The organism is Amycolatopsis sp. NPDC049868, assembly GCF_044461365.1.
Taxonomy (GTDB): Bacteria; Actinomycetota; Actinomycetes; order Mycobacteriales; family Pseudonocardiaceae; genus Amycolatopsis.
The window spans coordinates 25,759-50,831 of the sequence record NZ_JBITKV010000018.1 but is presented as its reverse complement, the minus strand read 5'-3'; the positions used below and the strand labels follow the sequence as shown (position 1 = coordinate 50,831).

18 protein-coding genes are annotated in these 25,073 nt (G+C 66.6%); 11 read left to right on the top strand and 7 right to left on the bottom strand.

Annotated elements, in window-relative coordinates; all coding sequences use genetic code 11:
* Positions 1-3 precede the first annotated feature (3 nt).
* The 3 genes from ACIBTM_RS41645 (at position 4) to ACIBTM_RS41635 (ending at position 3,678) form a co-directional block, all read left to right on the top strand.
* Entirely contained in the window at positions 4-1,203 is a 1,200-nt protein-coding gene (locus tag ACIBTM_RS41645) for a sedoheptulose 7-phosphate cyclase (RefSeq protein WP_395882646.1), read from the top strand.
* Positions 1,204-1,332: 129 nt separating this feature from the next.
* Positions 1,333-2,370, top strand: coding sequence for a class I mannose-6-phosphate isomerase (locus ACIBTM_RS41640; RefSeq protein WP_395882724.1), 1,038 nt, complete (start codon positions 1,333-1,335; stop codon positions 2,368-2,370).
* A gap of 333 nt (positions 2,371-2,703) precedes the next feature.
* The gene (locus ACIBTM_RS41635; protein ID WP_395882645.1) at positions 2,704-3,678 is read left to right on the top strand and encodes a carbohydrate kinase; all 975 of its coding nucleotides are present in this window, start codon (positions 2,704-2,706) and stop codon (positions 3,676-3,678) included.
* A 1,726-nt stretch (positions 3,679-5,404) separates the two neighbouring features.
* On the opposite strand, the gene ribB is transcribed toward ACIBTM_RS41635, so the two are convergent.
* Complete coding sequence (ribB, locus tag ACIBTM_RS41630) at positions 5,405-6,622, bottom strand: 3,4-dihydroxy-2-butanone-4-phosphate synthase (RefSeq protein ID WP_395882644.1); 1,218 nt, start codon at positions 6,620-6,622, stop codon at positions 5,405-5,407.
* A gap of 38 nt (positions 6,623-6,660) precedes the next feature.
* Positions 6,661-7,182, bottom strand: a complete 522-nt coding sequence (locus ACIBTM_RS41625; protein WP_395882643.1) for a MarR family winged helix-turn-helix transcriptional regulator — start codon at positions 7,180-7,182, stop codon at positions 6,661-6,663.
* 78 nt (positions 7,183-7,260) lie between these two features.
* Here ACIBTM_RS41625 and ACIBTM_RS41620 point away from each other — a divergent pair, with 78 nt between their 5' ends.
* The 8 genes from ACIBTM_RS41620 to ACIBTM_RS41585 are packed head-to-tail and all read left to right on the top strand — an operon-like array spanning position 7,261 to position 14,493.
* Positions 7,261-7,740, top strand: coding sequence for a flavin reductase family protein (locus ACIBTM_RS41620; RefSeq protein ID WP_395882642.1), 480 nt, complete (start codon positions 7,261-7,263; stop codon positions 7,738-7,740).
* A 32-nt stretch (positions 7,741-7,772) separates the two neighbouring features.
* The gene (locus ACIBTM_RS41615; RefSeq protein WP_395882641.1) at positions 7,773-9,062 is read left to right on the top strand and encodes an MFS transporter; all 1,290 of its coding nucleotides are present in this window, start codon (positions 7,773-7,775) and stop codon (positions 9,060-9,062) included.
* Positions 9,059-10,048, top strand: coding sequence for an Ldh family oxidoreductase (locus tag ACIBTM_RS41610; protein WP_395882640.1), 990 nt, complete (start codon positions 9,059-9,061; stop codon positions 10,046-10,048). Before ACIBTM_RS41615 ends, ACIBTM_RS41610 begins: the two co-directional genes overlap by 4 nt.
* On the top strand, positions 10,041-10,505 hold the full coding sequence (locus tag ACIBTM_RS41605) for a PaaI family thioesterase (RefSeq protein WP_395882639.1): 465 nt from the start codon (positions 10,041-10,043) through the stop codon (positions 10,503-10,505). The genes ACIBTM_RS41610 and ACIBTM_RS41605 overlap by 8 nt, the downstream gene beginning before the upstream one ends.
* Positions 10,506-10,515: 10 nt before the next feature.
* Positions 10,516-11,538 (top strand): LLM class flavin-dependent oxidoreductase, encoded by a 1,023-nt coding sequence (locus tag ACIBTM_RS41600; RefSeq protein WP_395882638.1) that lies wholly within the window; start codon positions 10,516-10,518, stop codon positions 11,536-11,538.
* On the top strand, positions 11,535-13,151 hold the full coding sequence (locus tag ACIBTM_RS41595; RefSeq protein WP_395882637.1) for an AMP-binding protein: 1,617 nt from the start codon (positions 11,535-11,537) through the stop codon (positions 13,149-13,151). The genes ACIBTM_RS41600 and ACIBTM_RS41595 overlap by 4 nt, the downstream gene beginning before the upstream one ends.
* A gap of 13 nt (positions 13,152-13,164) precedes the next feature.
* Positions 13,165-14,118, top strand: a complete 954-nt coding sequence (locus tag ACIBTM_RS41590; protein WP_395882636.1) for a pyruvate carboxyltransferase — start codon at positions 13,165-13,167, stop codon at positions 14,116-14,118.
* Positions 14,119-14,142: 24 nt separating this feature from the next.
* Positions 14,143-14,493 (top strand): hypothetical protein, encoded by a 351-nt coding sequence (locus ACIBTM_RS41585; protein WP_395882635.1) that lies wholly within the window; start codon positions 14,143-14,145, stop codon positions 14,491-14,493.
* Between the two features lie 202 nt (positions 14,494-14,695).
* Here ACIBTM_RS41585 and ACIBTM_RS41580 read toward each other — a convergent pair whose 3' ends face one another.
* The 5 genes from ACIBTM_RS41580 to ACIBTM_RS41560 form a co-directional block, all read right to left on the bottom strand.
* The gene (locus ACIBTM_RS41580) at positions 14,696-15,496 is read right to left on the bottom strand and encodes an NAD(P)/FAD-dependent oxidoreductase (protein WP_395882634.1); all 801 of its coding nucleotides are present in this window, start codon (positions 15,494-15,496) and stop codon (positions 14,696-14,698) included.
* Positions 15,497-15,510: 14 nt separating this feature from the next.
* Positions 15,511-15,948, bottom strand: coding sequence for a hypothetical protein (locus tag ACIBTM_RS41575; protein WP_395882633.1), 438 nt, complete (start codon positions 15,946-15,948; stop codon positions 15,511-15,513).
* A 71-nt stretch (positions 15,949-16,019) separates the two neighbouring features.
* The gene (locus ACIBTM_RS41570) at positions 16,020-16,874 is read right to left on the bottom strand and encodes an SAM-dependent methyltransferase (protein WP_395882632.1); all 855 of its coding nucleotides are present in this window, start codon (positions 16,872-16,874) and stop codon (positions 16,020-16,022) included.
* Between the two features lie 156 nt (positions 16,875-17,030).
* Entirely contained in the window at positions 17,031-17,840 is an 810-nt protein-coding gene (locus ACIBTM_RS41565) for a class I SAM-dependent methyltransferase (protein ID WP_395882631.1), read from the bottom strand.
* 67 nt (positions 17,841-17,907) lie between these two features.
* Positions 17,908-24,987, bottom strand: coding sequence for an SDR family NAD(P)-dependent oxidoreductase (locus tag ACIBTM_RS41560; RefSeq protein ID WP_395882630.1), 7,080 nt, complete (start codon positions 24,985-24,987; stop codon positions 17,908-17,910).
* Between the last annotated feature and the right edge of the window lie 86 nt (positions 24,988-25,073).

Here is a 25,073-nt window from a genome sequence, read left to right as displayed (position 1 = left end):
GGCATGACTACCAACAAATTGAAGAAGCGACATAGGGCAAAGTGGGTCGTCAAAACAAGACAAGAGGTCAGTTACGAGATCATTGAAGCAATGAATCTGCTCGACCCTAAAAATCCAACACTCGGACGATTGCCGGGCGGACGGAAAAGTAATGGAACCAGGCTCGTCATCCTCGACCACTCGATTGAAGCACTGTACGACGATCAGGTCAGGTCATACTTCGACGTTAACCGTATCCCCGTAGAATACCTGAGCCTGACTGCAGGAGACGAACACAAGACACTGGATCAAGTAGAGCTTATTGCGCACCGCCTCAACGAGATAGGCACCTACCGGGCGGGCACCCCGCCGATCGGCATCGGTGGCGGAGTGCTGCAAGATGTCGTTGGCATGGCAGTCAGCCTCTATCGACGAGGGATTCCCTACATTCGCGTGCCGACCACACTGCTCGCTCAGATCGACGGCGGCGTGGCTGCGAAGAACGGTGTGAACCACGGCGGTTTCCGCAACCGGCTGGGCACCTTCGCTCCACCACCACGCACGCTGATCGATCGTACATTCATCGCCTCGTTGCCTCCACGCCAGGTGCGCAGCGGCCTGGGCGAAGCATTGAAACTGGCCTTGATCAAGGACCCATTTCTGTTTGGAATACTGGAACGTCACGGCGATCGACTTGTCGCCGAGCACTTGCAAGACACCTCGGAAGAATCAAGGCAAGTCCAACCTGGCCTGGTCGTGATCAAACAGGCCATCTCAGGCATGGTCGAGGAACTGCAAGATAACCTGTGGGAAACCGATCTTCGCCGCATCGTCGACTACGGTCACACCTTTTCTCCGATGATCGAAATGCAGGCATTGCCTTACTTGCTCCATGGAGAGGCCGTTGCACTGGACTGCGTCTTCTCCGCGTTCTTGGCCATGAACCGTGGATTGTTGTCCCCCTGCGATCTCGACCGGGTCATCGCAGTTACACGCGGCATCGGACTCGCGCCATCGCACCCGATGTTCTGCGACGCGGAACTTCTTAGCGTCGCGCTTGCCGACACCGTGCGCCACCGTGACGGTCATCAGAATCTGACCCTGATGAATGGAATCGGAAGCGCTACCTTCGTCAACGATCTGACCTACCCGGAGATCGGGAAAGCGGCTGCGCAGATGTTTGACCTTCTGGACGCGGACGAGCGTGTCCGCACGACAGACTGAGCGGCCGGCCTACAGCCGCGCCATCCCACCGGGCCGCACAGAAATGATGTGAGTCCCCCGCTCCGGTCGCGCAATCGCGTGGATTCCTCGGATTACTGACCATGGTTCTACAAAGGTGATGTGTTGAGCATGACGCACAGCAGGCAATTTCCTCAAGCAATTGTTCTTCCTGCTAATCAACCCCGGCAGTTCTACCGGGGTGGCGCATCGATCGCTGAACTGCGGGATAATGGCGAGCATCGTGAGTTCGGCCCGGAAGACTGGATCGCCTCGACCACGACGCGGTTCGGGCATGCCGAGACGGGGCTGACCCCTTTACCCGATGGGCGTTGGCTGCGCGACGCGGTACGCGCCGAGCCGATGCACTGGTTGGGACCCGAGCACGTGGCTTTCTTCGGCGATAGCACGGCACTACTGGTCAAGTTGATCGACGCCGGACAGCGACTTCCCGTGCATTGCCATCCATCGGACGTTTTCGCGAGGCGGCACCTAGGTTCCCGGTTCGGTAAGACCGAAGCCTGGATCGTGCTTGGCAGCTCCAGAGCGGACGCGAAAGCCTACCTAGGCTTTCGTGACGATGTCACGAGGGACGTTGTAGACCGCTGGGTCGCGACCCAGGATTCCTCGGCACTTCTGGGTTCGCTCAACGAGATTCCGGTGAAGCCGGGTGATACCGTGCACGTGCCCGCCGGCGTTCCTCATGCACTCGGTCCGGGAATTTTCATGATCGAGTTGCAACAGCCTACCGACCTCTCGATCACCTTGGAGTGGGACGGCTTCCTGGCAGACGCGGAGAGCGCTTTTCTTGGCATGGACCAGAAGACCGCGCTCGAAGCCGTTCAGCGCCGCAGTATTGACGAATCTGTGCTCACCTCGCTGATCAAACGGACTGCAAGCCGATGCGATGGACGGGTCCCTCTACTGTCAGAGGGCGCCGCACCGTTTTTCCGCGCCGACCGTCTGCACGACGTGGCCGACTTGGAGCCGTCGTTCGGTGTGCTAGTGGTGACGGACGGCTTCGGGAGATTAAGCTCGGACAGAGGCGACGAACTGGCGCTAAAGCGCGGCATGACCGTCGTGGTTCCGCACGCGGCCGGTGCGGTGCATCTCGAAGGGGAGCTAGTGGCAGTGCACTGTCGCCCACCGCTGGCTGCGGCCCTGGCGTGACTCGGAGCTTGTCGCATACGGCATGTTGCAGAGTTTTTGTAGCAGGTAAGGTGGCTGCGGAAGGCGGGGAAGTTGGCAGCTTTCCGTTCGGAGAACAGGGTCAGGCGCCGGAAGCCGGTGATCCAGGCCGCAGTTCGTCCAGCGGCGCCTGTCACGTCGAACACGCTCTCAGCGACTCATCGAAGCGCCTGCTCAGAATAGGGTCTGGTCACAGGTCGGCAGCCTGACCATTTATTCGGTGTAGATCCACACTCGCTTGTAGAGATATTCGGATACTGTGAGCGCTGCATATGCCAGTCCAAGCCTTTCCGAATCAATCTACCGGAGTTCTCGATGATTGTCGTCTGTGGCGAGGCGCTGGTCGATCTAGTGCCCTGCGCCAGCGCGTCCGCGACCAATGAGGCGTTGAGGCCGTTATGTCCACGGCTGGGGGGTAGCCCATACAACGTGGCTGTTGCGCTGGGGCGGCTCGACGTTCCGGTACGGTTTCTGTCTCGCTTGTCGGTCGACCCCTTCGGCGACGCAATGATTCGGCAACTCGGGGAGGCGACGGTGGACACCTCGTTGGTGCAGCGGAGTGCGGAGCCTACGGCGCTCGCCGTGGTGGGCCTGGAGCCTGACGGTTCCGCGCGATACACCTTTCATCTGGCAGGCACAGCAGACCGGCTGGTGGCTGACCCGGGGCAGCTTTCTGCGGATGTGCATGCTTTGTCTTTCGGAAGCGTGTCGCTCGTGCTGGAGCCGGCGGCAAGCGTCTACGAAGCGGTGCTGCACCGGGAGGCCGAGTCCGGCAAGTTGATCATGCTGGACCCGAACGTGCGCTCGATGTTGATCCCGGATGCGGACGAGTACCGGCGGCGCTTCGAATCCTGGTTGCCGGATGTCGGCCTGCTCAAACTGTCCGTCGAGGATGCGCAATGGCTCGGTGGCATGCAGGATCCGGTGCTGGCTGCACGCCGCTGGCAGCGGCAAGGACCCGCCGCGGTGGTACTGACCTGTGGCACCGACGGGTTGACCGCGGTGTTTGGATCCGGTGAACTGGTCCATGTACCGTCGGTGACGGTGAACGTGGTGGACACGATCGGAGCCGGAGACACGGTGCAGGCCGCGCTGCTTGCTTGGCTGGACCGACATGACCGGCTGTCCGCACAGGGGCTCGGCGAACTCGCAGCGGACGACTGGGTTGACGCGTTGCGATTCGCGGCGACCGCTGCCGGAATCACCTGTACCCGGTCAGGTGCTGAGTCGCCCCGCCCTACGGAAATCCAGCAGTACCAGAATGTACTGGACTGGGCTGCCCAGGCCTGATGGAGGCCTGATCGTGTGGTGATCGCACAGTGCGTCCACAAGGTAGTGCACTGGCGAGACGTAGAGCCGCGCGACGGTCAATGCCCGGCCCGCAACCGACCAAATGGAGAACGCGGCCCCCTGCACAGGTACTCGTCAACACCAGCCAGCCCCGTTCGGGATCCGCAGTGGCGGGCTTACCACTGAAAGCGATTCTGGCCCCCAAAGGTTCTTCGATCGCGGCCAAGTGGGCCGACAATCCACCCATGACCCGCCCTGCAGCATTGCGCGACTGTTCCGAGCGCAGTCGCACTGCTAAGCAGCGTAGCCGTCTTGGCGGTCGTTCCGGCTCGCCGTAGCGGTCTCGGTCGTGTCCAACCCGAGCATTGCGAGCAAGGCGGCACAGTCGGCCTCATCGTGCGCCATGCGGCGGACGGTCCGGACGGCACGAGCACGAATCGCCCCGTCCAGGGAGCGTGCAACTCCTATGCCATCCCCGTCCACAAGAGGAAGCTTGATGAGGGAAACCTTGGTCCGGGACGAGTTCTTCTTAGCCATATGTGCCTCTTGGCCAAACGCGGCGGTTCAGGAAAACAGGATGTCCAGTGTGACAGTCACGAAAGTCCATTGGCGACCATTAGAGTAGCCCAGGCGCCCATTTTGTACGTTCGGGCAACGCATAGCGGCGGCAGGATCGCGGGTTCTCGTGCGGGGCGGGCATACGGGACCCCCCGCGACCCTGCACCTCGACTTACGCCCACCGGCCGCCGCCTGCCCTGTTCTGCAGAGCGACAAGGATGGCGAGTGACTCGACCCGCGCCACGGCGGACACGCCTCGGCGCGTACCTATACACCGGCTGCCGAGTGTGTTCGGGGAAGGATTCACGGTACCGCTCGCCGGGAGTACCACGGGTTGCAGAGGACCATGCCACCTTGATCGCGATGCTTGGACTCCACTCGACCGAATGCACCTCGGCATCCGGACAAGACCAGTCGGCCTCGACATGGCCGACAGGATGCGATGGCACCGGACAGCAGTCGGCACGAGCCGCCCGCTATCGAGAACGCAGTAGCGACTTGGGTCAGCCGCTCCGAATCGACCCGCGTCGTTCCGACGAACGCTCAACTCTGTCGGCACGCTGCAAACAGCTGTGGCCCGATCGGTGAAGCACGGCAGCGGCCCGCTCGACCAGCCGGGACCTTCCGGCGGGAACGGGCCGCTGCCTTCTAGTGGCGCCCCTGGCGGGTTCTGCAGGGGCCACATAAATCACCCTAGGCCTACTTTCGATGTCAATGCGGGCAGACAATCTTGTACAAAAACACCGCCGGGACGCCCGCTTTGCCAGCTATTCGGACGTCCGTTCAGTTCAGGCGTGCAGCGCGCAAACCGAACACCTTCGCGAACGCGGAGTCCTCGCCTGCTGACGGACTGGCCGCAGCGGTGCGCTGAGCAGGCAATCTGCGCGCGGATTGTCTGCTTCGCCGAGGACCCGCGTCACCTGGCCCGGCACACCGCGCCGCGGCCGTCCGAACCAAACCTCGCCAACCTTGGACGCTTCCACATCGCCGCCAGCTCGTGCTCGACAGCGAGGAAGCGCCACCCGTTCAGTGCGGTCACCACTAAGCTCCTGTCCGCGATCCCGGAGTGCGCCGGGGAGATCCGCCAGCCCACGCGCGTGAACACCGAGCCCCGGAGGTATCGATCGCGGAGTGATCGAGTCCGAACCGGCCTGGAGCATGTCAAGGCTCAGCTGATATCGCGTTCGTCGAACAGGTGGCCCATACGCTGCTCCTTGGTGCGCAGGTACCGGAGGTTCACAGGCGTGGCACCAACGGTGAGTGGGAGCCGCTGTACGACAGCAACCTCATGAGCGCGCAAATCACGGACCTTGTCGGGATTGTTGGTCAGCAGCCGGACGCAGGTGGCGCCGAGATCGTGAAGGATGGCCGCCGCGGCGCCGTACTCGCGCGCGTCGACCGGTGCGTCCAGTCTGAGATTCGCGTCCACTGTGTCCAAGCCTCCGTCCTGGAGTCCATACGCCGCCAGCTTTTTCCCCAGCCCGATGGCTCGGCCTTCATGCCCCCGCAGGTAGATCAGCACGCCGCCGTCACGGCTGATGCACTCCAGTGCGGCGTCGAGCTGAGGACCACAGTCGCAGCGCTGGGAGCCGAGCGCCTCGCCGGTGACGCATTCGGAGTGCACGCGCACGGTTGCCGTGTCGCGAGACTCGCCACGGACGAGCGCGATGTGTTCGGCGCCGGTCCGCAGGTCGAGGTAGCCCAACGCCCGGAATCGGCCGTACCGCGTGGGCAGTACGGTTTCCGCGGTTCGCACCACGCGTGGTTCATCCGTGCCGGGCAGGGGATTCTTTCGTCGATGGGCGATCAGTTCGGCGATGGTCAGCGTCGGCAGGCCGGCCCGGCGAGCGAGTGCTTCCACGCCGGGACCGCGCAGCATCGACCCGTCGTCGTTCACCAGTTCCGCGATCACCCCGACGGGTGGTACACCCGCGAGCCGGCACAGGTCGACCGCCGCCTCGGTGTGCCCCGGCCGCTCCAGCACACCGCCGGCTCGCGCGCGCAGCGGCAGAACGTGCCCGGGCCGGACGAAATCCGCGCCCGTCGCTGCCGGGTCCGCCAGCAACCGCAGGGTGCGAGCGCGGTCCGCGGCGCTGATCCCGGTGGTCACACCGGTTTTCGCGTCCACGGTGACGGTGTAGGCCGTGCCGCGTGGGTCCTCGTTGTGGTCCACCATCGAGGGTAGGCGCAACTGGGCCGCACGGCCCGGCGTTATCGGCGCGCACAGCAGCCCCGACGAATGCCGGACGGTCCACGCGATCCAGTGCGCGGTCGCGACGTGTGCGGCGAGCACCACGTCGCCTTCGTTCTCGCGGTCGGCGGCGTCGGTCACGAGCACCGGCCGGCCCTCACGCAGGGCGGCCAGCGCCATGGTCACTCGATCCATGACACAAGTATAAGCATGCTTGCGTTATATGCGCATGCTTACTCTTCGCTGCGCTCCATCTCCCGCAACTCCCCCTCGACCACGAGCGCGGCCTGCCGAAGCTGGCGGTCGGCGGCGACGATCTCGCTCCGACCGAGCACGGCGTTGAGGGTGCCGCTGATCTTGAGCACCTCGGAGCCCATCTCTTCCAATGCGGCCAGGCCTGCCTTCGTGACCTCGAGAGAGACCGCCCTTTCGCTCTCCGGATGCGCACCGCGAGCAACGAAACCGCGCTTCTCCAGCTGGCTGACAATGCGCGTCATCGTCTGCGGCCGGGCATAGCAGCGCCGCGACAGCTGGGCGAGCGTGAGACGCGGACGGTTGGCCAGGATCCGCAGCGCCGTGTAGCTGGACAACGTCATGTTCCACGGCCGCAGCCGCGTGTTTCCGATCCTTGAGACAGCGCGCTCGAACCGGAACACGGCGTCGATCAAGGAGGAAGCCTCGTCCATATCGGTCTCCGCACGCCGGGGCGAACGACCGTCATCGAACGGATCGATGTAAGGCAGCGAACTGGTCACCCCCGAAGCGTAGAGGCAGCTCCCTTTGATGTCCTCAGCATGCTTGCAATGATGTACGGAGGCTTCTATGGTGACAGCATGCTTACATCAGCTCAGTTCCGGTCGGTCCTGGGACACTTCCCCAGCGGGGTCGTGGCGATCACCGGGCGCGACGCGAGCGGCATGCCCGCGGGCATGGCTGTCTCGTCGTTCACGTCGGTGTCACTCGACCCGCCGCTGGTGGCGTTCTTGCCCGGGAAGACGTCCTCGACGTTCCCCGTCCTCGCCCGGCACGGCACGTTCTGCGCCAATGTCCTCGCCGCCGGCCAGGAAGACGTTTGCCGCGCGCTGGCGGTATCGGGCGGGGACAAGTTCGCGGGTCTGAACTGGCGCCCCGGGCCACACGGAGATCCCGTGCTCGACGGGGTCGTGGCCTGGGTCGGCTGCACGATCGAGGCCGTGCACGAAGCGGGCGACCACCACATCGTCGTGGGCCGCGTCGACGACCTGTCCGCCGACACCACGGCAGAGCCGCTGCTGTTCTTCCGCAGCCAGTACCACCACCTCGCGGCCGCCTGAGCCGCGAACCCACCTCAATGGAGAGGCATGTCATGACGACACCGGCGGAAGTGCGGCGTACGACGCTCGCCGCGTCCATCGGCAACACGGTGGAAACCTACGACTACGCGGTCTACGGGTTTCTCGCGACCGTGCTGGCCAAGGTCTTCTTCCCCGCCGCGAGCACCGGCACGGCACTGCTGTCGTCGTTCGCCGTGTTCGGCTCGGCCTTCCTCGCTCGCCCCGCGGGCGCGCTGGTCTTCGGCCCGGTCGCGGACCGGCTCGGCCGACGGCCCGCGCTCGTCGCGTCCCTGCTTCTGATGGCCGGTGCGAGCACGCTCATCGGCTTGCTCCCGACCACCGCCATGATCGGCATCGCCGCGCCGATCCTGCTGGTGCTGCTGCGGTTCGCGCAGGGGCTGGCTGCCGGTGGCGAGTTCACCACGGCGATCATCTACGTCGCGGAGTTCGCGCCACCACACCGGCGTGGCGCGCTGTCGAGCCGCGTGCAGGTCGGCAGCCTTGCCGGTTTCCTGCTGGGCGCCGTCGTCGTGCTTTCCCTGACCGCGGTGCTGACTCCGGCGCAGATGGCCACCTGGGGCTGGCGTGTGCCGTTCCTGCTGGCGCTGCCCATCGGCGTGATCGGCCTTTACCTGCGCAGCAGGTTCGGTGAGACCCCGGAGTTCCTCGCCGCACGCGGCCGGCCTTCCCCGGGCGACGCCGCGCCGGACGGGCAGTGGGCGCGCGTGTTCCTGCTCGTCGGCGTGTCCGTGCTGCACATCGTTGGGATCTACATGGTCTATACCTATGTGCAGAGCTACCTGATCCAGCTGCGGCTGTCCGCCTTCACCGCCACGTCGGTGATCGTGTTCGCGTTACTGGCCGGGGTCTTTTTCGTGGTCGCCGGCGGTCGCGCGTCGGACCGGAAAGACCGGCCGAAGGTGCTGCTGGCGTCCTCGCTCGTCGTACTCGTGGTGACCTATCCGCTGTTCGCCGTGCTGGCCGGCGCGCCGCCCCTGTGGCTGATCGTCGTCTGCACGGTGTTGCTGTCGGCGGGTCCGGCGTTCTACTCGGGCGTCGCGCCGATCACCTACGTCCAGCTCATTCCCGTGCAAAGGCGCGGCAGCGTGGTCGGCATTTCCTACAACGTCACCGTCGGCGTGCTCGGCGGATCGGCGGTCTTCATTTGCCAGGCGCTGGTGGAACTGACCGGTGACCGGCGCTCGCCCGCGTACCTGTTGCTGGCCGCGGCCGCCGCCAGTGCCGCCGCGGCGTTCGGCCTGGTCCGGCGCCGCGAACCCGCACCGTCCACCCCGCCCGCGTCCGTGGAGGCCGGTTCATGACCACCCTTACCATCGCCGATGCCCATGCCCTCGTCGTCGCCGTGATGACCGATGCCGGGCACACCAAGGATGAGGCCGGCATCATCGCCGATCATCTGCTCGACTGCGAACTGCGTGGGCTCTCGTTCGGCGGGCTAGCCCGTGCGGTATCCATTGTGGAGCGTATCCGCGCCACCGCAGAGCGGCCCGGACCGATCGAGGTCACGGCCGAGACGCCGGTGTCGGCCACCCTCGACGGCGGCGACCAGGTGGGTTACCTCGTCGGCATGCGGGCGCTCGAGTTGGCCGTGACGAAGGCCCGCGAGCACGGGATGGCCGTGGTCGGCGCCCGCAACACCTGGTACACGGGCATGTTCTCCTACTACCTGGAGAAGGCCTCGACGGCCGGCCTCGCCGGGATGATCGCCGGCAGCGGACCCGCCGTGGTCGCCCCGCACGGCGGTACCGAGGGACGGTTCGGCACCAACCCGATCGCGTTCTCCTTCCCCGCCACGCCGACGCCGGTCATCTGGGACATCGGCACGTCGGCGGTGATGTACGGCGAAGTGGTGCTGAAGGCGAGGCTCGGCGAGAAGCTGGAGCCAGGCCAGGCCCACGACGCCGACGGCGCCCCGACGCTCGACCCCGCCGCCGCGCTGGAGGGCGCGTTCGGCGTGTGGGGCGGCCACAAGGGCTCCGGGCTGGCCATGGTGGTGCAACTGCTCGGGATGATGAGCGGCGCAGCGGCCGCTCCGCCCGGTATCTCCGACTGCGGCTTCTTCGTGCTGCTGCTCGATCCGGCCGTGCTCACCGACTCCGACGACTATCACCGCCGCGTCACCGAGTTCGCCGCGTCCATCCGCGCGACCAGGCCCGTCGAGGACGGCGTGGCCGTCCGGGTGCCGTTCGACCGGTCCGTCGCGTGCCGCGAGGAGACGCTGCGGCGCGGTGTGATCGACGTGCCCGACGCGATGGTCGCGACACTGAGGGGAGCGACGTGTGGATGAGAACCCCGACGACTTCGTGATCGCTCCCTCGCCATCCGGGCGCCTGCTCTGCGGCGGCTGCGCCCCGGACGACCGTTGCCGGCTTGGGGTCGAGGCACATGAGCATCCACTGCGCTTCGACGTGGTCTGTCCGCTGCATTGGCAGGGCGGTCCCAAGGTCGCGCACGGCGGCTGGACGGCTGCCGTGTTCGACGACGTGCTGAACATGGCCGCGCTTCGACTGGAGGCTCGTGTGGTCACCAAGTCCCTGCACGTCTCCTTCCAGCGACCGGTTCCCGTCGAAACGCCACTGGAGGTGCTGGCGCGGATCGACGTCCACACGGGCAGGCGGTGGGAAGTCTCCGCGCGGATGACCCTCGCCGGTGGCAGCCCGCCGCTGGCCGCGGCGCGCGCGGAACTGCGCACGCGCCGCCCCGACCACTACGCCAGGCACCGCGCCTGGCTGGCACACCACTGAGGAGGACGACATGGTCGAGTTCTTCACGGGGCTCCAGCCCCTCGAAACCGGCGAGACCGACCCGGAGAAGCTGATCGAGCGAGTCCGCGAACTGGATCGGTCCGAGGTGATCGATCGCGTTCTGGTCGGGTACTCCTCGACCTGGCCGCACAACCACGCGACCGCGCCGTTCGCTCTGGCGCTGACGGAGAAGTTCTCGCCGATCATCGCGCACCGGCCGGGAGTCATGTCCCCGGTGGCCGCTGCCCGCTACTTCGCCACGCTCGACGTGCTGGCCCGTGGCCGGCTCGCCATCAACGTGGTCGTCGGCGGGTCCGAGAAGGACCTGCGTCGCGAGTCCGACGACCTGCCGAAAGCGGAGCGCTACCGACGGGCGATCGAGTACCTCGACATCGTGCGCCGCACTTGGACCTCACCGGAGCCGTTCGACCACCACGGCGCCTACTACGCCGCCGAGGCAGTGAAGATCCTGACCAAGCCCCAGCAGGGCCAGGTACCGATCTTCATGGGCGGCGAGAGCGCGGACGCGGTGGACTTCGGCGCGCGCCACGCGGACCTGTACATGCTGTGGGGCGAACCGTTCGCGGGCACCAAGGAGCGCATCCAGCGGGTCATGGCTGCCGCCGAGGGCTACGACCGCACGATGCGGTTCTCGCTGAGCCTGCGCCTGTTCGTCGGCGACACCGACGACGACGCCTGGGCTCAAGCACGCTCGGCGGAGCGGCAGATCGGCGAGAGCAGCGGCAAGTTCCTGCGCTCGTCGTCAACCGATACCTCGGTGGGCCGCCGGCGGGCCCTCGCGCTGACCGACGAGGAGCTGCACGACGATTGCTTCTGGAGCGGCCTGACCAAGTTGCTCGGCGGTTTCGCCAACTCGCAAGCGCTGGTCGGCACCGAGGAGCGCATCCTGAACACGCTGGGCACCTACCGTGACCTCGGCGTCGACACGTTCCTGGTGACCACCGGCGCGGAGGCGGCGTGGGACCCGGCACTGGAAAGCTTCCTGGCCCGGGCGAAGAAGGAGCTGGCGTGACCGAAACACTGGCGCAGCCGCGGAACCTCGCGGAGGAGACCGTCAGCGGGCTGATCGCCGCGCGAGCCGCGGAGCACCCGGGGAAACCGGCCTTGGTGGTCGACGGCTCCGAGCTGACCTACGGCGAGCTGGACCGTGCCGTGTCCGACGTGGCCCGCGGCCTGCTCGCCACTGGCGCCGAGCGCGGCGACTCGATCGGCATCCTGCTGCCCAATCGCGCCGAGTACGTGCTCACCTGGTTCGGCGCCGCCCGCGCCGGGCTGGTCGAGGTACCCGTCAACACAGCCTACAAAGGGCAGTTCCTCGACCACGCTCTGCGCAGCACCGACGTGCGAATCCTCGTCACCGAGTCCGCCCTGCTCGACCTCGTCGTCGCGCTCGCCGAGCCACCGGCCACGCTGACCACGGTGGTTCTGCTCGACGACGCCGTGCCCGGCCGTATCCCGCCGGGAGTCCGGGTACTTACCTGGCGTGCACTGCTCGCGGCCGGTGACCCGGAGCGCGAGCTACCCCTCCTCGGGCCGGCCGATCCGGTGGCCATCATGCTCACCTCCGGCACCACCGGCCGCAGCAAGGGAGTCGTGTACCCGAACCGGATGCAAGTCGTCGCCGCCCGGGAGTGCGCCATGCAGATGGGTACCGCTTCCGACGAGCGGCTCTACACGTGCCTGCCACTGTTCCACGGCGCCGCCCAGGTCAACATCACCCTGCATGGCCTTTACGCCGGCGCGACCGTCGTGCTGGGCCGCCGGTTCTCCGCCAGCCGGTTCTGGGACGAGCTGCGTGCACACCGCGTGACCCAGTTCAACGCGCTGGGTTCGATCCTCCCGGCGCTGCTCGCTCAGCCACCGTCCGGCTCCGATCGCGACCACCAGGTGCGGCGCGTGTTCGCCGCGCCGGCGCCCCCGCAGGTTTTGTTTCCCTTCGAGGACCGGTTCGGGGTGCACATCGTCGAGGGCTACGGACTCACCGAGATCAAGAACGTGCTGTACAACCCGCTGGGTGCACGCAAAGTCGGTTCGATCGGACTGCCCTCGGAAACGTCCATCCTCGAGGTCCACGACGACTCCGGCAGGCGCGTGGCGCCGGGGCAGGCCGGGGAGATCGTGTACCGGCCGCGTGAGCCGGACGTCATGTTCTCCGGTTATCACCGCGACGCGCAGGCAACCCTCGCCACGATGCGCGATCTGTGGTGGCACACCGGGGATCTCGGCTACACCGACGAGGACGGGTACTTCTACTTCGTCGACCGGAAGAAGGACGCGCTGCGCCGCCGCGGCGAGAACATCTCCTCCCACGAGGTCGAATCGGTGCTGCTGGCTTATCCCGGCGTAGTCGCGGCGGCCGCCGTCGCCACGCCGTCGGAGCTGGGAGAGGACGAGGTGCTCGCCGTGCTGCAGGTGGAGCCAGGATGGCACGTGGACTTCGCGGACCTGTTCGCGCACTGCGACCGGTCCATGCCGCACTTCATGGTGCCTCGCTACTACCGCGTGGTAGACGAGCTGCCCGCGACCCCGACCGGCAAGGTGCGCAAGACCGACCTCCGGGACCACGGCCGCCAGGACGCCTGGGACGCGCACGCCGCAGGATTCACCCCTACCCGCCATGCCTGATGAGGACACCACGATGACTGTCGATGTGCGCATCCGCGAGATCGCGCCACGCCTGACGTTCCAGGCCCACCCCGTTCCGACCGATGTCAAGATCGAACTGGTGCGACGCCTCGTCGATGCCGGCCTGCGCGCGTTCGAGCTGTCGTCGTTCGTCCGGCCCGACCTGATCCCGGGACTCGCCGACGCCGAGGACGTGTTCGCGCGCGTTCCCCGCGTGCCGGGACTGAGCCTCAGCTGCTGCGTCGGCAACACGCGCGGCCTGGCCAGGGCCGTCGACGCCGGCGCCGACACCGCGTCGTTCCTGTTGTCGGCCGACGAGGACTTCGCCCGCGCCAACATCGGACGGTCCACGGCGGACTCTCTCGCCGAGCTCGAACGGATGGCTGCCTACGCCGCGGACCGTGACATCGTGCTCGGCACCTACGTGATCTTCGCTTGGGGCGGCCCCACCGGACCCGCGCGCGGTGGCGACGATTTCGAACCACTCGCCAGAAAGCTACTCGACATCGGGGTAGACCACTGGATCCTCGCCGACTCATCCGGTTACGCAGCGCCGCGGCAGATCCGTGACCTCGTCGCCACAGCCCGTGGCCACGTGCCGGCCGAGAACATCACCGTCCAGATCCACGACGCGCGTGGCATGGGCCTTGCTGCCCTGCTCACCCTGCTCGACCTCGGCGTCGGCACCATCGACACCGCGCTCGCGGGCAGTGGCGGTCATCCCGCGATGCCAGGTGCCCAGGGCGGCGGCGTCTGCACCGAGGACGCCGTCCAGCTCCTCGAACTATCCGGAGTCCACACCGGAATCGATCTGTCCCGCCTCATCGACACGGCGAATTGGCTTGCGACCGAAGTCGGCGTCCCGTGCAAGGGGTTCGTCAGGCAGACCGGGCCGGCGCCGCGCGGCGGCCAGTTGGCAAAGCCGTTCGACTTCGCGTGGAACCGGCGCGATCTCACCGGGAACTGAACGACGACAGGTCAAGGAGGACCCATGCCGAACGTTGTCGTCGCCGGAGCCGGCCTGACCTGGCTCGCCGCCGCGATCTCCGCCCGGGAGGCCGGAGCCGCTGTGACGTTGCTGGTGAAGGGCGGCAGCGAGGACGTGGGCGGGAACGCCACCTTCTCGGGTGGGCTGTTCTGTTCCGCTACGACGGGCCGCCCTGGGGCTCGTGGCAGCGCTCGCGGAACGCTCACTGGACACCGTGCTGCGCATCTGAGCGCAATCCAGCAGGAATTGAAGTATCTCCGAGAGGTCAACAAAGGCCTCGACCGAGTGCAAGATGAAGGCCAACAGAATCGATCTATTGATCAACGGACAGGAGGAGCGCCGAGAAATGCTTGAGCGCATTGACATTGACGGGGAGCACCTCAGGGGCGTACCTGATGTGAGGATGCTGCCCGGCCGAGCGATCTCAAGCGAAGGAAGCAACTCGGGAAGGCGGTCACGCCGTCATGCGAGACGTTGCGAGGACCCACGCAGCTCGGAGCCCGTCGTCCGCGCGCATGGCGAGCACCGCTGGGCGCCCTCGCGTCGCGCCCGATGGTCATACAGGCGAGCCGCTGGTTTGCTCGGCGACATGTTTGAGCGCGATCTCACTCGACGCGAGCTGCGCTTGGTCGAGCACGGCCCCGGACATCACGTGCACCCGCCCCTGGACGTAGTCCTTGATCGAGTTCACACAGTCCAGTGCGACAAGCCTGCGCTCCTTCAGGTAGAGCACCGAGAATCGACGTGACGCCCCCCGGACAATCGTCTGGTCATGACCGGCCGACAACCCGACGGTCTGCAGCTTCAAGTCGTACTGGTGCGACCAGAACCACGGGATCTCCGCATAAGGTGTCGGCTCACCGGCGATGTGTGCCGCCACCGTCTTGGCCTGGTCGTTGGCGTTCTGCACCGATTCCAGTCGAATCCGCGCGCCGTCGGCGAACTTGCTGACGTGGGCGGCACAATCTTCGATCGCGTACACGTCTAGCAGCGTCGTCCGGCAGTACTCGTCGACGTCGACCCCGTTCGACCCGCGCACGCCGGCCGCCGTCAACGGGGCTGTTTCAGGAACCATCCCTATGCCCACGATCACCATGTCGGTGGCGATACGCTCGCCGCCGCGCAGCTGGGCCGCGACAGCCCGTCCGTTGTCGAAGTCGGGGCCCGCCAACTCGACGTCGGTGCGGACATCCACCCCGCGGGAGCGGTGTTCCGCCTGATAGAACGAGGAGAGTTCTTCCCCGGCGACGCGGGCCAGGACGCGGTCGGCTGCTTCGAGGACCACGACGGACTTACCGAGCGAGTTCAGCACGGCGGCGGCCTCGAGCCCGATGTATCCGCCGCCGCCGACCGTCACGTTCTCGACTTCGCTCAACGCGCGACGACGGCGTCCGCGTCACCGCGACCGCGAACACAGAACAGGTTGCTCGCCTCCGCCCCGAGACACGACAGTCGACGCGCGCGCCCTCCGGCTGCCCATATCAGCGAGCCGTACTCGACAGCGCGGCCACCGGTCGTCATCACGAGCTTGCGCACCGGATCAACCCGGGAGACCCGGATCTGTCGGATGACGTCGATCGCCCGCTCCGGCCAGAATTCCGGTGGACGGATCAGAGTCCGCGCGAGGTCCCTCTTGTCGCCCGAGAGGTACTCTTTGGTCAACGGCGGACACTCGTACGGCAGATCGCACTCGTCGGTGAGGATGGCGACGGTTCCCTCGAAACCCAACTGCCGCAGCATTGGCAGCATCTGCAACGCCTCACCAGCGGCCTCACACAGGATGAGCGGGACACACTGGTGCGGCTGCACGAGAAGCTGCTCGCATCCGTACGGGAGGCGACTCAGCAGTAGGCGAACCCCTCGGCCCAGGGCTGCCCCGACTAGGGTTTACGGGCGACGACGGCGCCGATGCACCGCTCGACCTGGTTGAGCGGGGTCAGTTTCGGGCCGTCCGGCCACCAGTAGTCGCACAGCTCCAAACCCGGCGCCTTGCCGGGGCCCGGTGGCATGATCTCGAGGCCGTCGACGAAGGAAAGGATTTGCCTCGCGGTGCGGAACCGGCCGGACCCCATGGGGCTGTGAATGAACAGCTCTTCCATCTTCTGGGCCAGCTCGCTCAGGCCCGGGGTTTCCGGGTCGAAGAAGTGGGCGATCACCACGAACGAGCCAGACGGAAGGGCCTCGATGTATTCGCGCATGAGGTCGGCGCCGTTATCGGCGGTGTAGTGGTGCAGGGTGCCCACCTGCAGCAGAGCCAGTGGGCGGTCGAAATCGATGTGCTCGCGGATCTCCTCGTTGGCCAGTAACTTGCCGGGTTCGAAGATGTCTTCGGCGACGAAGTGGGTGTGCGGGTCGTTCTCGAGAATGGCCCGGCCGTGCGCGAGCACGACCGGGTCGTTGTCGATGTAGACCACCGTGGCGTCCGGGGCGACACGATGCACGATCTGATGGGTGTTCTCCGCCGTCGGCAGCCCGGAACCACAATCGAGGAACTGGGTGATACGGCCCTGCTGGGCCAGGAACCGGACCGCACGGGTCAGGAAGTTCCGGTTCGACCAGGCCAGATCCCGGACTTCAGGCGCCTTCGTGGCGACTTGACGCAGCACCTCGCGGTCGATCTCGTAATTGTCCTTGCCGCCCAACGCCGCGTCATACACCCGAGCGATACTCGCCCTGGTCGGGTCCACTCCGACCGGAACCGAGCTCGGCGCCCCATACACTGAATTCGACGGCATCGGGACAACCCCCTTGGGAACGAACACGAACCTTCAACTCCCCACTGTAGTGGACCGCACACGACCCGCGACATCGCCAGTCGCGCTGGTCAGCGCGCCCACCGCGACACCACGGAAACGGCGCGGCGAAGACAGCGGCCGGCAACCGCGAGAAATCTAGGACACCTGGGCCCAGGCCCCGACCAGCTCGGCTGTCCAAGCCGTCGCTCTCGCCGCCCTGAGCTCGTCGGCCACCTGGCCGGCCATGCCGTCGATGGCCACCTCGGCTTCGGTGACCACGCCGTGCGCGAGCGCCAGCGGCAGGAGACTGCGGGCTGTGGCCGCCAGGAAATCGGGAACGAGCGAATCGGCCACCCCGGCGGGTTCGGCGGCAGCCACGCCCCGCACATCGAGACCAGCTTCGAACAGGGTGGACACGAGCTGCTCGCCCATGTCCGGATTGATGCCGCCTGCCCGCATCGCATCGATGACCCAACGCGTATTTTTGGTGATCAACGGAGTTGGCGGCACCGATCGGCAACGGGAAACGTTGTAGTCCTGAAAGGATACGACGCCTCCAGGCCGGACGTGGCGGCTCAGCTCCCGCACGGTCGCGGCCGGTTCTGGCAGGTGCATCAGAATCAGGCGGCCGACCAGCGCGTCGATCGGTTCGTCCAGCCGCAGATTGCTCAGATCCGCCTGAACGAACGACAAGTTGGTCAGTTCACCTTCGTGCGCGCGGGACTTGGCCACTTCAAGGACGCCCGGATCGACGTCGACGCCGATCACCGAACCGGTGGGGCCGACCAGCTCAGCGAGCAACATGCTGACGTCACCCGTGCCGCAGCCGACGTCGAGTATCCGCATTCCCGGAACGATGCCGGCCAAGCGGAACAGGTGGGCGCTGTGCGGGCCCATGATCTTCGCCTGCAACTGGAGCCGTTCGCTCTCGGCCACGTTGCGCGGCATCGCATAACTGTCGGACATGTTCACTTCCTTGAGCTGATCGGCACGTATCGAGCGGGATCGGCAGCACACACTGCGTCGAGTCCGGTCAGTCGTCTTCTTGGAGGAAATCGCCGACTTCGGGCCAAAGCTCGTCCCAGTCGTCAGCGGCGTACCCGCTGTCGTGCGTGAGCCCCGGCAGGGTGACCAAACGCGCGGGCAGGCCGCACGCCTGCGCCTTGGCGACGAGTTCGCGCGACTGCTCGACGGGAATGATCTCGTCGGCATCGCCATGCACCACGAGCATGGGCGCGGTGACCTTGCTGAGCGAAGTCATAGGTCGCCGTTCCGGGGCGGCGAAGTAAGCCGCAACTTCCTCCGGCCCGAATTCGGGACGGGCGGGGAGGAACGAACCCGGTTCGGTCCGCTCGGCCGCCACCAGCAACGCCGGGTCGTACAGGCCCATGAGCAGGATTGCGCGGTGCCAACGGGATGGCTCTCGCCCGAGCGCCGACAAGGCGGTGTACCCGCCCCGGCTGGTTCCCAAGATGCTCACCCGTGCGTCGTCGATCTCGGGAAGGCCACTCAGGTAGCTCGCCGCCGCGATCACATCATCGACCTCCCGTCCGCCCATTTCCGCCAGAGCGTCGAAGTCGATACCGTGCCCGGGGGTACCTCGATGGTCGACGGTGAAGACCGCGAACCCCGCCGCTTGCAGTGGGCGGTGTTCGCCCACCTGGACATAATCGCCGTCGGCGTTCAAGGCCCCGCCTTGTCCCGAAGTGCACACCACCACGGCTGGATGCGGTCCCGGTCCGGGAGGCAGGCTGAGGTGACCGTAGACGGTCAGGCCGTCACCCGACACGAATTCATGGACTGCGAGGTCCCTGGTCGGCTCGAACGTCTCGGCAGGTGCGCGGTCGAGCTCATCGACGAGCAGACCGACCAGCCCGCTCATGGTCAGATCTCGTTGCAGCTTGACCGCCGGGATCGACACACCGAGTTCCTTCTGCACCAAGACACGCAACCCGACAGCGGTCAACGAATCGACGTCGACAGGTTGGTCGTCATCGAGCTGGCCTTCGGTCAGCCCCGTCGATTGCTGCAGGAGGGGAGCCAAGAGAGTGGGCAGCAGGGTGGTCCGTTCTTCAGGACTGATGTTCTGAAGACGCAGCCCTCCGGATGACGCGTCTCCGCCGTCCAAGGCGCCTGAAGGCACGATGGAGCGGACGCGGGGCAAGGAGGCGAGCTGGGGATTGGACCTCGCCCAGCGCGGCCAGTCCATGTCGGCCACAGTGGCCTCCACGGGCCGGGTCCGCAGCAGCGTGTCCAGTTCGGCGGCGAACCGCGCGGGCGATATCCCGACGTGACCGTTGCGGCGGAGGAAGGTACCGACCTCGCCTTTGCCCTTGACGGCCACTCCCACTTCGTCGATCAACCCCCAGCCGATGCTGGTGGCGGTCAATCCATTGACGCGCCGGAAGCGTGCGAGGGCGTCGAGGAACTCGTTCGCGGTCGCGTAGGCACCTAGCGCGGCTGAGCCGAGTTGTGCGCCTACCGACGAGAAGAGCACGAAGAAGTCGAGGGTGTCCGCCTGGGTCTCCAGGTGCAGGTTCCAGGCGCCGTCCGCCTTCGGCCGGGTCGCTTTGACCAAGCGCGCCGCGTCGGTGTCCGAGAGAACGACATCGTCGAAGTCGGCCGCGGCATGGACGATGCCCGAGATCGCCGGCAGTTGCCCTCGAATGCGAGTCAGGAGCGCGGCGACCTGATCCCGGTCTGCCACGTCAGCCTTCTCGACCCGGACCTCGGTACCTTGCGCGGTCAGCTCGGCCACCATGCGCTCGGCCTCCGCCGTTGTCACGCCGTGGCGGCTTACGAGCACGAGATGCCGGGCGCCCCGGGCCGCCAGCAATCGGGCCACCGTCCGTCCCAGTCCGCCGAGTCCACCGGTGACGATGTAGGTGGCATCGCGCCGGATCGGCGTCTCCGGGAGCGAGGACGCCGGAACGGTGACCGGTTCGCCGGCGATGTGGACCACGACCTTGCCGAGGTGATCGGGCCCGCCCATCGTCATGAACCCCTTGTCGACCTTCTCGGCGGGTACCTCGGTGACCGGCAGCGGGTCGATGACACCTTTCTCCAAGAGGTCTGCCGCCTCCCGCATGCACTCGCGGACTTTTGCCGGGTCCAGCAACCTCATCTGGTCGTAATCGAAGGAGTAGAAGGCCATCGCCTTCTTGGCGGAGGCCAGCCGCACGGCGGAGTCGGCACCGGCGTCGAGCTTGCCCAACTCGACGAACCGCCCGAACGTGCGCAGCACCCTGAGACTGTGGTGGATCATGTCGGTGGGCAGCGAGTCGAGGATGACGTCGACGCCTTCACCGCCGGTCCATTCGAGGATTTCGTCGGCGAATGTCGTGGACCTGGAATCCGCCACGTAGGCCACACCCGCCTCGCGCAAGTACTCTCGCCGCTGCCTGCTGCCCGCGGTGGCGTAGACCTCGGCCCCGAGCGCGGTCGCGATGCGGACCGCGGCCAGCCCGACGCCACCAGCTGCCGAGTGGACCAGGACCCGGTCTCCGGCACGTACACCGGCAAGTCGCACCAATGACTGATGCGCCGTAACGACTGGGAGCAGCGAGGCGGCTTGAGCCGGGGACAGCGCGACGGGTTTCTTGACCACCCGGACGGCGTCGACCGTGACATAGGAAGCGAACAGGTCGCGACTGTGCACGATCACGTCGTCGCCAGGCCGCAGGTCCGCCACCTCTCGCCCGGCCCGGACGATGGTTCCCGAGCACTCCAGCCCCAATGCCCCACGCGAGTGACTTCCTTCCATCGCCTGCGGTGTGAGCAGACCGGTCACCCTCAGCACGTCTTTGAAGTTGACGCCGGTGTAGGCGACCTCGACCTCGACTTCGGTCGGGCCCGGCGTCCGCCTGGCGGTCGCGGTGAACCGAAGGTTGTCGGCAGTGGTCCGGACGACACCAAGACTTACCGGAGTGACATCGGTCCGGGTGCGCACCTGGTGCAGCGGGGACAGGTCGCCGGCGGGTTCGATCCGGCGGACGTAACGGATGCCGCGGCGCAGCGCAACTTCGTCCTGCCCGTCGTGTGTCAGTTCGGCCAGCAGCCCGTCGAGCAGTTGGTCATCGGATCGCCCCGTATTCGGCTCGAGATCGATGAGCCGGCAGCTCAACTCCGGTCGTTCGGCGTTGACGACCCGGCCGAACCCCCAGATGGCGGCTGCGAACGGGTCTGTCACAGCGTCGGTGGCGGAGACGCTCTGCGTTCCGGTGGTCACCAGGAAAAGCCGTATTCCGGTGTCCGGCAGGGCCTGCATCAGCGTTAGTGGATCCGCGGCAGGTGCGCACGCGGGTGCGCCTGTGGCGCTGGTCGTGGTCTCAGCGACGTGGACCACGCGGGTCGGGGTCGAGTCGCCCGCGATGGCCGCGGTGACACCTTCCAGCCAATTTTCCTCGGTCGGATCCGCGCATACGACCGTCCCGTTCGACGCGACGATTCGTTTCTCCAGTTCCGTCGTGATGAGCGACGAGCCGACGAGAATCCACGAACCTTCGGCATCGACGGCGTGGTCGAGCGGTTCGGGGTGCCAGGCGTGCTCGTAGTAGAGGTCCTGGGAATGGGCCGCGATCACGGCGCTGTCCTCGGCGAGTCGCTGGGCACGCAGACCGATCACCTCCGCGACCACCTCGCCGCCATCCGTGATGAGGGTGATGTCGCAGTCGTAGTGTCCTGGCACGTCACTGTGCCGGTCGCGCCCGTGCGCCCACAGCCGCCGGCCCGGTGAGCGGAAGAACCGGAATTCGGCGATTCCGGCAGGCACATAGGTGCCGTCCGCGGCTTCCCCGCCGAGCAGGAGGCCACCCGCGAACACCGACTGCAGGGCGGCATCCAGGTGTACCGGATGGAGGCGGTGGCCCTCCCGGCTGACGGTGCCGAGGTCGATCTCGGCGAACACCTCTCCGGTCTCTGCCCGGAACCACAGCCGGTCAACGGCACGGAAGGATGGCCCGTAGTTGAGATTGCCCACGCCCAGGCGCTGGTACAGCTCGTCACGGCCGACTTCCGGCAACGACCGCGTCAGCTCAGCGAGGGACTCCATGCGAGGGGCCGGCCGCTGAGCTCCGGCGAGGTATGTCCGGTGCAGCTCGGCGTGCAATGTCCAGTCGGGCTCATCCGGCTTCGTAAGGCTGTGCAGCGTCACCTGCCTCCGCGCGGGATCGTAACCGGCCCGCAGGGTGGTGACCGAAGACGGCGTGATCACGAGGGGGCGGTGGAAGACGATATCGTCGAAGAAGCACGGATCGTCGTCCGGGAACATCGCCAACGCGGTCTCGACGTATCCGGCTCCAGGGAAAATCAGTTCCTCGCCGATCTTGTGGTCGACGAGGTAGGGAAGCTCGACCGGAGACAAGTCGACATCCCGGATCGGTGTGGCCGCGCGGACGGTCCGCCCACCCAGTGCCAGGCCGTCAGCCCCCAGGCGTGCCTGCCGGGACGTCGTCGACTCGACCCAGTGCTGTTCCCGCTGCCACGGGTACAGCGGCAGGTCGATGTGTTCCCGGCGGCCGGGATGGACTCGCTCCCAGTCGGGATCGACTCCCGCCGCGTACAGCGAGCCGAGTGTTTCCAGCAGGTGCCGACGCTGCGGCCGGTCCCTCCGCAGTGACGCCAGCCGCACCACCTCGGTACCGCGTTCGCTCAGGGCCTCGTCGATCGCTGTGGCCAGCACCGGATGCGGTCCGACCTCCAGCACCGCCCCTGGCGCATGTCCGAGCAGGTGCCGCACCGCGTCGGCGAACCGCACGACCTGGCGTACATTCCGCCACCAGTACCCGGCGTCGAGTTCGGAGCCGTCCACCCTGCGGCCGGTCACGGTCGACAACAGGGTGATCCCGGCTTTGCGCGGCTGGATGTCCCGTAACGCGGCGAGCAGCGGTTCCTGGATTTCGTCCATCTGATGACTGTGGTACGCCACCTCGACCCGCAGCGCCGTAACGGGCACGCCCGCGGCCTTCAACTGCTCGGACACCACGTCCATGGCATCCCGGTCGCCGGCCAAAGTGGTCGCGGACGCGCTGTTGATCGCGGCCACCGTGACGCCGTCGACCAGATAGGGGCCCACCTCGGCGGCAGGCAGGCCGACCGCCGACATGACGCCGCGGCCCGCAAGCCGGGACTGCAGATTCGCGCGGTGGAAACTCACCGTCAGCGCGTCCTCGAGCGAGTACACACCGGCCGCGTACGCCGCCGCCACCTCGCCCACGCTGTGCCCCACGATCACTGCCGGTTCGATGCCCCAGTCCCGCCACAACGCCGTGAGCCCTGCCTGCACCACGAAATTGGCGACCTGCGCATACAACGTCGAGGTCAGCCGCGACTCATCTTCTTCGCGAAGCAGCTCTTCGCCGATCGCCAGACCGAACCGTGCAAGAACCGCGTCGCACGCTGCGACGACCTCGGCGAAGCGTGGCTCTTCCAGCAACAGCTCCCGGCCCATTCCCCACCACTGCGGACCCATTCCTGTGTAGACGAAGGCGACCTGCGGTCGCGCAGTCCGCCGGCCCGCGATGTCCAGCTGCCGCAGTTGCTCCGCGGCCTCCGCCTTGTCCGCGGCCACCACGAACGTCCGTGCCGGATGGTGGTCACGTTGCGTGGCCGCGGCGCGGGCGACCCGTGCGAGCACGGGGGTGTCCGGCTGTTCGAGCAGAGTCGCGTAGTCGTCGACGAGCACACGTAGGGCCTCCGGGCTCCGCGCCGACAGCGTCAGCAGCCGTGGTCCGTCACCATCGCTCACGTCCACTTCGGGCGGCTGGATCGCGGGAGCTTGCTCGAGGATGACATGGGCGTTCGTGCCGCCGGCGCCGAACGAATTGATTCCCGCCCGCCTCGGTCCGTCGTACTCAGGGAACGGGACCAACTCCGTGGGCACCCTCAGCGGCAACCGGTCGAACGGGATCTTGGGATTGGGCTTTTCGAAGTGCAGGTTCGGCGGGATGAGACCACGTTCCAGACACAGGCTCGCCTTGATCACACCCGCGATCCCGGCCGCCGCCTCGGTGTGGCCGAAGTTGGATTTCACCGAGCCGATCCAGTGTGTGCGCGGCGAACCGTCGAGCGTGCCGCCGATCGCGGCCACCTCGATCGGATCGCCCACCGGAGTCCCCGTACCGTGCCCCTCGTAATATCCGATCGAGCTGGGCCGGACACCGCTCACGTCACACGCTTGCCGGATCAACATGCCCTGCGCTTCGGCGCTGGGGACCGCGGCACCCGCGGTCCGACCGTCGTGATTCACCGCCGTGCCCCGCACCACCGCGTGGATACGGTCACCGTCGCGTTGTGCCGCGGAAAGCCGTTTGAGGACGACCATGCCTGCGCCCTCACTACGCACATACCCGTTCGCGCGGTGGTCGAACGATTTGCAGCGGGCGTCGGGTGACAAGAACTGGCCCTTCGCCATGGCCATCGTGGCGGCGGGGGCGAACATCACGTTCACCCCGCCGGCCACGGCCAGCTCGCACTCGCCTCGGTCGAGGGCGGTGCAAGCCTGATGGAAGGCCACCAGCGACGATGAACACGCAGTGTCGACGGTGAAGCACGGTCCGTGCCAGTCGAACATGTAGGACAACCGCGCCGACAACATGGTCATGATCACGCCGGTCGGGGTGGACACCCCGAGCAGGTGCTGATTCGAATCGGTCAAAGCGAGGCTTGCCGCGTCGAAGGTGAAGCCACCGACGAACGTGCCCACGTTGGCGGACGCGGTCGAACTCAGCGGGATACCCGCATCCTCGAACGCCTCCCAGGCGACTTCGAGCAGTACCCTCTGCTGCGGGTCCAACGCTGCCGCCTCGCGCGGCGCCATGCCGAAGAAGCCCGCATCGAAAGCATCCAAAGGTGAGCGAATAAAGCCACCCTGACGGACGAACATCCGACCAGGAGTAGCAGGATCGGGGTCGTAAAAAGCGTCGGCGTTCCATCGATCGGCCGGTATGTCGCCGATCGCGTCGACCCCGGCGACCAGCAGATCCCAAAAACTCTGCGAATCTTTGATGCCACCAGGAAAACGAGAGCCCATGCCAACGATAGCAATGGGCTCGGACCACCTGCGAACAGCGTGTCCATTTTCCGGAAAATCAGAATCTTGCAACGCCGACACCATCGAATCAATCCTCTCCGACTCGCTGAGGCGTATTGTGCACTGAATCATTCGAGTCATTATTTCAACCCGTCAAGTTCGTCCCTTTT